Source organism: Streptomyces adelaidensis (assembly GCF_016598475.1).
Lineage (GTDB): Bacteria > Actinomycetota > Actinomycetes > Streptomycetales > Streptomycetaceae > Streptomyces > Streptomyces adelaidensis.
Map to the genome: position 1 here is coordinate 22814 of NZ_JAEMUX010000094.1, position 7435 is coordinate 30248.

A 7435-nucleotide genomic window follows, 5' to 3' on the forward strand; every position below is an offset into this window, starting at 1 on the left:
TTTCTCAGCTGAACCTGTCCGCCCCCTCGGACCTGAAATCGGGCAGCCGACGACCTGAACCACCAGGCACCCTCGGACCGGAGGCGGCTCCCCCGGGCGCCGCACGCGGCCAAATACCAAACTGACGCACCGTCCGCGCATGTTCAATGAGGTTCCCACCGATTTCAAGCCACCCCCAAGCGCGGCCGATCCGGCCGGGGAGCGCCGATCCGGTCTCATCTCTCTGTCGACAAGTCCGCTTACGGGAGTTGCACCGGAAGTACTGGCTCCGCCTGGGTCCCCGCGAGCCAGCCGACCTCCCGCCCGGCCTCCGCTGCCGACCTCCGCCGGAGCCGCCGTCAATTGCGCTCGTGCGGCGGGAAGTTGTGATCGGGCGGGTGCTGACGACGATGCCCGGTGCCTGATAGCGTTCCGTCCCGCCGCTGACATCCGGCGCCGGCGTGTCAATTCGGAGCGCGGAGGGTGTCGGGGCGACTCGCAACAACTCTTATCGCCATCGGATGTTCGCTGTCGTACGAGGAATTCAGATGCCAGGCACCCGCGGCGGCCGCACGTGCAGCACGACACGGCGGCCCGGATGAGCGGTGACGAGTCCCGCACCGGGCCGAGCACCGAACCCACCGCCCAGTCCCTGCCGCGATCCCTCGCCCAGGGCCTGCCCCGGCGGCCCCGGAGCACCTCGCCCGCCCCGCACCCGCGGGAGGCGGCGGCGGACACCCCGGCCCCCCGGGAGGACGACGCACAGGACACGCTCTGCCCGGACGCCCTGGCCCGCGTCATGGTGGCGATCCAGCGGGGCTCGCTGCGGGCCCGGCTCGCCGGACCGGACGACACCGACGGCCGGCGGACACCGCCGTCAGGCCCAGGCGCCGACTGACGGGGCGCTCCCCCGGCGCCCGACGACCCGGCGCTGCCCCCTGGCGCCGGCCGACCGTGAGGAACACGCACGAAATGACTGAGCAGGTACGACCCGGTCCCCAGCTGGACTGGCTGCTGGACGGGCTCGTGGAGCGGATACCCGAGATCCGCTGCGCCATCGTGCTGTCGGGGGACGGCCTCCTCATCGGCAAGTCGAAGGACATCCGGTGGGACGACGCCGAGCACCTCTCCGCGGTCGGTTCCGGCATGCACAGCCTGGCCCGGGGTGTGGCCCGCCACTTCCACGGCGGCGAGGTCCAGCAGACGGTCATCCAGATGGAGCGGGCGTTCCTCTTCGTCACCTCCGCCGGCCGGGGCGCTCGGCTGGCCGCGATCGCCTCGGAGGAGGTCGACGTCGGCATGATGGCGTTCGAGATGGGCACCCTGGTCAAGCAGGTCGGCAAGTACCTGAGCGCGGCGCCCCGTGCGGAAACACCCTCCGACTACGTGCAGGACGCGTGAACCGCGACGGCGGCCGGGCCCGGAACTCGTCGAAAGGGTGATGGATGGTGTCCGTCAGCTCCGGGCCGTCGGTGCCCACCGCCCTGAAGATCCTCATAGCGGGTGGCTTCGGCGTCGGCAAGACCACCATGGTGGGTTCGGTGAGCGAGGTGACCCCGCTGGCGACCGAGGAGCGCATCACCGCGGCGGGCAGGCGCGTGGACGACCTGACGGGCGTCGAGAAGAAGGTCTCGACCACCGTCGCCCTCGACTTCGGCCGCATCACGATCTCGCCCGAGCTGGTGCTCTATCTCTTCGGTACGCCGGGCCAGGACCGTTTCTGGTTCATGTGGGACGACCTCTCGAACGGTGCCCTCGGGGCCGTCGTCCTCGCGGACACCCGGCGCCTCGACGCCTCCTTCGCCGCGGTCGACTTCTTCGAGTCCCGCGACATCCCGTTCGCGGTCGGGGTCAACTGCTTCGACGGCGACCGTGAGGTCGACGCCGAGCAGGTCCGCCAGGCGCTCGACCTGCCGCCCGGCGTCCCGGTGCTCCTCTGCGACGTACGCAAACGCCAGTCCAGCAAGGAGGTTCTGCTGGCGGTGCTCGGCGCGGCCCGCAGGAAGATGGAGGCCCGGCTGGTGGCCGCGGGCCTGCGGCCGGGCTGAGGACGTCCGAAATCGCTCAGGACCCGGACGCCGGCTCCGCCACCCTGGCGAGGAGCTCGTCGCGGCCGATGACGTCGGCCCGGGTCCGGGGGGACGGTGCAGGCGTGGGTGTCGACACCGACGCCCGCCCCGCCCCGCCCAGCATCAGGACGTCGATCTCGGACTCGGTGCGCACGATGGCCTCCAGCGGCGACGGGTTCACGACGCGGGCAGCGTCTCTGATCGGCTTGGGTTTCCTGGGTGATCCCGGGTGTTCGGGATCGCTCGGGAAACGGGTGACTCGGCCGTGGCCATCCGGGCGCAGCCTCACCCAGCTGCTCCCCGGTTGCCGCATCCACACCCCGCAGCGCGCGGGCGCAGGCGGCAGCGACCTGCTGCACCTCCCCCGCGCCCAGCTCCACCTTCCGCCGCACCTGCCACCCCCTCACACGCCCCGAAGCTGCGACCCGACCATCACATCAAACGATCAAACCCCTATACGGGTTACGCACTCCCGTACGCCCCACCAGCCCCGCGCCCAATACCCAGGAGAACCCAGGATCCCCAGGCCAATCCGTCAACTGCTAAACACCCTACGGACGGGCGCACCGGTGCGGGTGACCGAAGCGGGGCTCCGGTCACCCGCACCGGTGCAGGGGCCTCAGGTCCAGGACGGATCGGCCAGCGGCTCGGCGAAGGGGCCGGTCAGCGGGTTGGCCGACTGGTCCGTCCGCGGGTTGGCCGACTGGTCCGTCCGCGGGTTGGCCGACTGGTCCGTCAAGGGAGCACCCTCGTTCGTGTACGGGGCCGTCGGAGGGGCGGGCTCGGCGGTTTCCCGGCCCTCCGACGGCAGTTCTGCCCAGACGACACGACCGGACCGTTGTGGGGTGTCTCCGACCCCCCAGTCGCTGCTGAGCATGCCGACCAGCATGAGCCCACGCCCATTCTGGTCGTCGGGGCCCGGCCTGCGCCGGGCTGGCTGTGAGAGGCCGCCGCTCTGGTCCTCGACCTCGATCCGGAGCCGACGGCCGGTGATCTGCAACCGGCACACGATCCACTCGCTGCGTGTGTGCGTCAACGCGTTGGTGACCAGCTCGGAGGTGATCAGGAGGGCGTCCTCAAGGGTCTCCGGACGCACCTCCCACTCGCCGAGCAACTCGCGCACGGTTCTGCGTGCCTCGCCCGCCGACGCGGGCACGGCGGGCAGGCCGAACACGCCCGCTCTGTGGGGTTCGTACGCCTCTGCTTCAAGGGGTGGGTACATGGCCGGTGCTAACCGGTCCGGGGACTGGGGGAGAGTGGGCGGAGCCATCGCCGTATGCCTTTCGTTGGCCCTTCGCACCGGATGGGTGCCGGTGCCACGGCCGCCTCGCCATTCGCCACGAGTAGATGCAACTCGCCGCGAACAGCGCTGAGTTGCGGCCACATCTCCCCCAACCTGGCCGCGCAGCCCCAGCGTTCACCGAAGCCGTGACGGTACGACCACTGTGGCATCCGCGAACAACACCTCGCAACCAGCAAGTTGAAATTTTCATTTTGTGGGTCGCATCACGCCTCCGTTCGCGCCAAGATCGTGCCAGACTGCGTTTTCGAAGTGACTCGAACAACAATGCGCAATCATTGAAAGAAAGTGCGCAGGGGTCGGAGGAGGTGGGCGTGACCGCGGAAACGGACTGGGGAGGAGCCCCCTCCGTGCTGCGCATGATCCTCGGCAGGCAGCTGGAAGAACTGCGCACCCGCGCCGGGCTGACGTTCGAGCAGGCGGGCGAGGCGATCGGAGTGAGCCACTCCACGATCCGCCGCCTGGAGGCCGCCAAGGTCGCCCGGCTCCGCCTCCCCGATGTCGAGAAACTGCTCCAGATCTACGGCGTACAGGACCAGCAGGAGATCGAGACCTTCCTGAAGTCGGTCCGCGAGGCCAACAAACGCGGCTGGTGGCACACCTACCGCGACGTGCTGCCCGACTGGTTCGCCGCCTATCTCAGCCTGGAACAGGCGGCCCTCCAGATCCGCGCGTACGAGGCGCAGTTCGTGCACGGTCTGCTGCAGACCGAGGAGTACGCGCGCGCCCTGCTCGGCGCCGGCGACCCGCACGCGGCGACCGAGGACACCGAGCGGCGGGTGGCGCTGCGCATGCGGCGCCAGGAACTCCTCACCCGTGAGCAACCGCCGCGGCTGTGGGTGGTGATGGACGAGACGGTGCTCAGATGGCCGGTCGGCGGGCCGGGCGTGATGCGCGCTCAGATCGACCATCTGATCGAGCTGAACCGTCTGCCGCATGTGACGGTCCAGCTCATGCCGTTCGCCAACGGTCCGCATCCGGCGATGCGGGCCGGCGCGTTCCATCTCTTCCGGTTCAGGGCACCCGAGTTGCCGGACATCGTCTACCTCAACGGTCTGGTGGGCGCCGTGTACCTCGACAAGGGCGACGACGTCGTCGTCTACCGCGAGGCTCTGGACCGGCTGGGCGCGCAGTCGGCGCCCGCCCGCAAGACCGAGGCCCTCCTCGGTGCGATACGCAAGGAGCTCTGACATGCACCACCTCGTACACAACGGCATGCCGGCCCGCGACCTCGGCACCCAGAACTGGCACCGGCCGTGGAGCGACGACGCGGGCGGCGCCTGCGTAGAGGTGAAGAAGCTCGCCGACGGCCGGGTCGCCGTACGCCAGTCGACGGACCCGGACGGCCCGGCCCTGCTCTTCACCCCCCGTGAGATGACGAGCTTTCTGGCCGGCGTGAAGGCGGGTGACGCCGACTTTCTGCTCTGACCGCCTTGTTGCTGCCACGACTCGTTGACGCACCACCTGTTCGAACCCCGGGTTCCGATCTCTGAACCCCTGGCTTTATCCGACCGTGCACCTGGACGACACGACTTGATGGGAGGGACGGCGTTGCCCGACAACGGATGGCCGGCCGACCGGATCGACACCGAGCACGCGCATTCCGCGCGTATCTACGACTACATCCTCGGCGGCAAGGACTACTACCCGGCCGACAAAGAGGCCGGTGACGCGATGGTGCAGGAGTGGCCGGCCATGCCGACCCACATGCGCGCCAACCGCGACTGGATGAACCGCGCGGTGCGCTGGCTCGCCGAGAAGGCCGGCATGCGCCAGTTCCTCGACATCGGAACCGGCATCCCCACCTCCCCCAACCTCCACGAGATCGCCCAGTCGGTGGCCCCCGAGTCCCGGGTGGTCTACGTGGACAACGACCCGATCGTCCTCACCCTGTCCCAGGGATTACTGGCCAGCACCCCCCAGGGCAAGACCTCTTACATCGAGGCCGACTTCCAGGACCCGGAGACCGTCCTGCGCTCCCCCGAGTTCCTGGAGACCCTCGACCTGAGCAAGCCGGTCGCGCTCACCGTGATCGCGATCGTCCACTTCGTCCTGGACGAGGACGACGCGGTCGGCATCGTCCGCCGCCTCCTCGAACCCCTCCCCTCGGGCAGCTACCTGGCGATGACCATCGGCACCGCCGAGTTCGCCCCCGAGGAGGTGGGCCGCGTCGCCCGCGAGTACGCCGCCCGCGACATGCCCATGCGGCTGCGCACGATCGACGAGGCCCACGAGTTCTTCGACGGCCTCGAACTCGTCGAGCCCGGCATCGTCCAGGTCCACAAGTGGCTCCCGGACGGCACGGGCGAGCAGGACATCCGCGACGAGGACATCGCGATGTACGGGGCGATCGCAAGGAAGCCATAGCCGTAGTCGTTGCCGTTGCCGTAGCCGTTACGGCTGGGCACGCCGGGCCGGTACCGCTCAGTTCCGCGGTGCCGGCCCGGCGTCGTCCTCGTGGGGTGCGGGGCCCGTGCTGTCGCGGACGATGAGTTCCACGGGTACGACGTGGTCGATCTCCGGGGTGTCGGCGGCGGACTCGGCGGGGTCGTCGAGCTGGGTCAGCAGCAGGCGCAGCGCCCGCGTGCCGATCTCGGAGAAGTCGGTACGGACGGTCGTCAGCGGGGGCAGCAGATGTGCGGCCTCCGGGATGTCGTCGTAGCCGACCACGCTCACGTCGTCCGGGACCCGGCGGCCGGCCTCGTGCAGTGCGCGGAGCAGACCGAGGGCCATCTGGTCGTTGGAGGCGAACACGGCGGTGACGTCCGGGCTGCCCGCCAGCTTTCGGCCCAGCTCATAGCCGGAGTCGGCGCTCCAGTCCCCGACGAGGGGCTCGTGGATCGGCGCGCCGGCGGCGGTGAGCGTCTCCCGCCAGCTCGCGGCGCGGCGGTCGGCGGACGTCCAGCCGGTGGGGCCCGCGATGTGCCGGACGGTGGTGTGGCCCAGACGCAGGAGGTGCTCGGTCGCCAGACGGGCGCCTGTCCGGAAGTCCGAGGAGACCACGGGCGTGCCGTCGCCCAGGCCGTTGTCCAGCATCACCAGCGGGGTGTCCGGGCGGGCCCGGGCGAGCGCGGTGGCCACCGGGCGCTGCGGAGCGATGGCGATGACCCCGTCCGCGCCCTCGGCCGACAGCCGGTCCACCGCCTGGACGACCGTGTCCCGGTCCGCCGTGTCGAGCGCGATCGAACTGACCAGATAGCCCGCCTGCTGCGCCGCCGTGTTGATGGCGGTCAGAGTGGCGGCGGGGCCGTAGCGCGCCGCGTCGAAGGAGATCACTCCCAGCATGCGGGTACGGCCGCTGGCCAGTGAGCGGGCGCTGCGGCTGGGGCGGTAGCCGAGGGTCCGCATCGCCTCCAGCACGGCCTCGCGGGTCTCCGGGCGGACGGCGGGGTTGTCGTTGAGCACGCGGGACACGGTCTGTTTGGACACGCCGGCCATTCGTGCGACGTCGTCCATCACCGGTCGTGCCCCGGCGAAGTTCCGTCGGCTGCGGCTGCCGGCGCCTCCGGCCGCGGTGCCGTCCGTGGTGCTTCGGGGCATGCGGCTGCTTCTTTCGTGTGTGGGGTTCCGCCTCCGGGCCACCACAGGATAGGACGAACGGTGTGCTCGCATCGGGCTGTCGGTCGGCTGCGGGTGCGGTGGGGGCTGGTCGCGCAGTTCCCCGCGCCCCTGAAGGCGAAAAGCCTGGGGCGCAGCCCCTGCTTTGCAGGGGCGCGGGGAACTGCGCGAGCAACCACGACGCACCCGCAGCCGACCGACAACCCAAGGGGGGCGAAGGGGCGCAGCCCCTGGATGGGGGAGGGACGGGTAGGGGCGGCGGGGGCGAAGAAATCAGGCCGCTCGGAAGGACCAGGCGCGGACGGCGACCCACTCCACCCCCAGCACCTCCGCCGGTATCGCGGAGGTGCCCACCCACCCCGGCACATGCACCGGCGCCCCGGCCCCCAGCGGCAACACCCTCAGCCGCACCACCCCCGCGGACACCCGGTCGACCCCGATCTCCCAGACCCCCCGGCCCGAGTAGAACTGGTCGGCGACAAGCTCGTCCCCCACATAGGCACGGGCCACATCACCGGTCCAGCGGACG

Annotated in this window: 9 protein-coding genes and 1 pseudogene; 6 read left to right on the top strand and 4 right to left on the bottom strand. The window is 70.5% G+C overall.

All coding sequences use genetic code 11. The annotated features are described in order from the left end of the window. Nucleotides 1–553 precede the first annotated feature (553 nt). The 3 genes from I8N67_RS34905 to I8N67_RS34915 all read left to right on the top strand — a co-directional run bounded on the left by I8N67_RS34905 (nucleotide 554) and on the right by I8N67_RS34915 (nucleotide 2027). Nucleotides 554–877, top strand: a complete 324-nt coding sequence (locus I8N67_RS34905; protein WP_307835458.1) for a hypothetical protein — start codon at nucleotides 554–556, stop codon at nucleotides 875–877. Nucleotides 878–951: 74 nt separating this feature from the next. Continuing rightward, nucleotides 952–1380, top strand: coding sequence for a roadblock/LC7 domain-containing protein (locus tag I8N67_RS34910; RefSeq protein ID WP_200308300.1), 429 nt, complete (start codon nucleotides 952–954; stop codon nucleotides 1378–1380). A 44-nt stretch (nucleotides 1381–1424) separates the two neighbouring features. After that, nucleotides 1425–2027 carry a GTP-binding protein gene (locus tag I8N67_RS34915; RefSeq protein WP_200308301.1) on the top strand — a complete coding sequence of 201 codons (603 nt, stop codon included), beginning with the start codon at nucleotides 1425–1427 and terminating at the stop codon, nucleotides 2025–2027. 16 nt (nucleotides 2028–2043) lie between these two features. Here I8N67_RS34915 and I8N67_RS34920 read toward each other — a convergent pair whose 3' ends face one another. Together I8N67_RS34920 and I8N67_RS34925 are read right to left on the bottom strand one after the other, a co-directional pair. Continuing rightward, on the bottom strand, nucleotides 2044–2229 hold the full coding sequence (locus I8N67_RS34920; protein ID WP_200308302.1) for a hypothetical protein: 186 nt from the start codon (nucleotides 2227–2229) through the stop codon (nucleotides 2044–2046). A 438-nt stretch (nucleotides 2230–2667) separates the two neighbouring features. After that, on the bottom strand, nucleotides 2668–3270 hold the full coding sequence (locus I8N67_RS34925; protein ID WP_234046768.1) for an ATP-binding protein: 603 nt from the start codon (nucleotides 3268–3270) through the stop codon (nucleotides 2668–2670). Nucleotides 3271–3662: 392 nt separating this feature from the next. Here I8N67_RS34925 and I8N67_RS34930 point away from each other — a divergent pair, with 392 nt between their 5' ends. The 3 genes from I8N67_RS34930 to I8N67_RS34940 all read left to right on the top strand — a co-directional run bounded on the left by I8N67_RS34930 (nucleotide 3663) and on the right by I8N67_RS34940 (nucleotide 5715). Further along, on the top strand, nucleotides 3663–4538 hold the full coding sequence (locus I8N67_RS34930; RefSeq protein ID WP_200308303.1) for a Sco1979 family transcriptional regulator: 876 nt from the start codon (nucleotides 3663–3665) through the stop codon (nucleotides 4536–4538). A 1-nt stretch (nucleotide 4539) separates the two neighbouring features. Next, nucleotides 4540–4776 carry a DUF397 domain-containing protein gene (locus tag I8N67_RS34935; RefSeq protein ID WP_200308304.1) on the top strand — a complete coding sequence of 79 codons (237 nt, stop codon included), beginning with the start codon at nucleotides 4540–4542 and terminating at the stop codon, nucleotides 4774–4776. 123 nt (nucleotides 4777–4899) lie between these two features. After that, nucleotides 4900–5715, top strand: coding sequence for an SAM-dependent methyltransferase (locus I8N67_RS34940; RefSeq protein WP_200308305.1), 816 nt, complete (start codon nucleotides 4900–4902; stop codon nucleotides 5713–5715). 57 nt (nucleotides 5716–5772) lie between these two features. On the opposite strand, the gene I8N67_RS34945 is transcribed toward I8N67_RS34940, so the two are convergent. Beyond that, nucleotides 5773–6888 carry a LacI family DNA-binding transcriptional regulator gene (locus tag I8N67_RS34945; protein WP_200308306.1) on the bottom strand — a complete coding sequence of 372 codons (1116 nt, stop codon included), beginning with the start codon at nucleotides 6886–6888 and terminating at the stop codon, nucleotides 5773–5775. A gap of 291 nt (nucleotides 6889–7179) precedes the next feature. Further along, a pseudogene (locus I8N67_RS34950) lies at nucleotides 7180–7435 on the bottom strand (beta-galactosidase); the annotation flags it as partial.

Bases quoted from the DNA above. Each gene is read 5' to 3' on its own strand.
- I8N67_RS34925 (WP_234046768.1), bottom strand. From the start codon at position 3,270: ATGTACCCACCCCTTGAAGCAGAGGCGTACGAACCCCACAGAGCGGGC.
- I8N67_RS34945 (WP_200308306.1), bottom strand. From the start codon at position 6,888: ATGCCCCGAAGCACCACGGACGGCACCGCGGCCGGAGGCGCCGGCAGC.
- I8N67_RS34910 (WP_200308300.1), top strand. From the start codon at position 952: ATGACTGAGCAGGTACGACCCGGTCCCCAGCTGGACTGGCTGCTGGAC.
- I8N67_RS34915 (WP_200308301.1), top strand. From the start codon at position 1,425: ATGGTGTCCGTCAGCTCCGGGCCGTCGGTGCCCACCGCCCTGAAGATC.
- I8N67_RS34935 (WP_200308304.1), top strand. From the start codon at position 4,540: ATGCACCACCTCGTACACAACGGCATGCCGGCCCGCGACCTCGGCACC.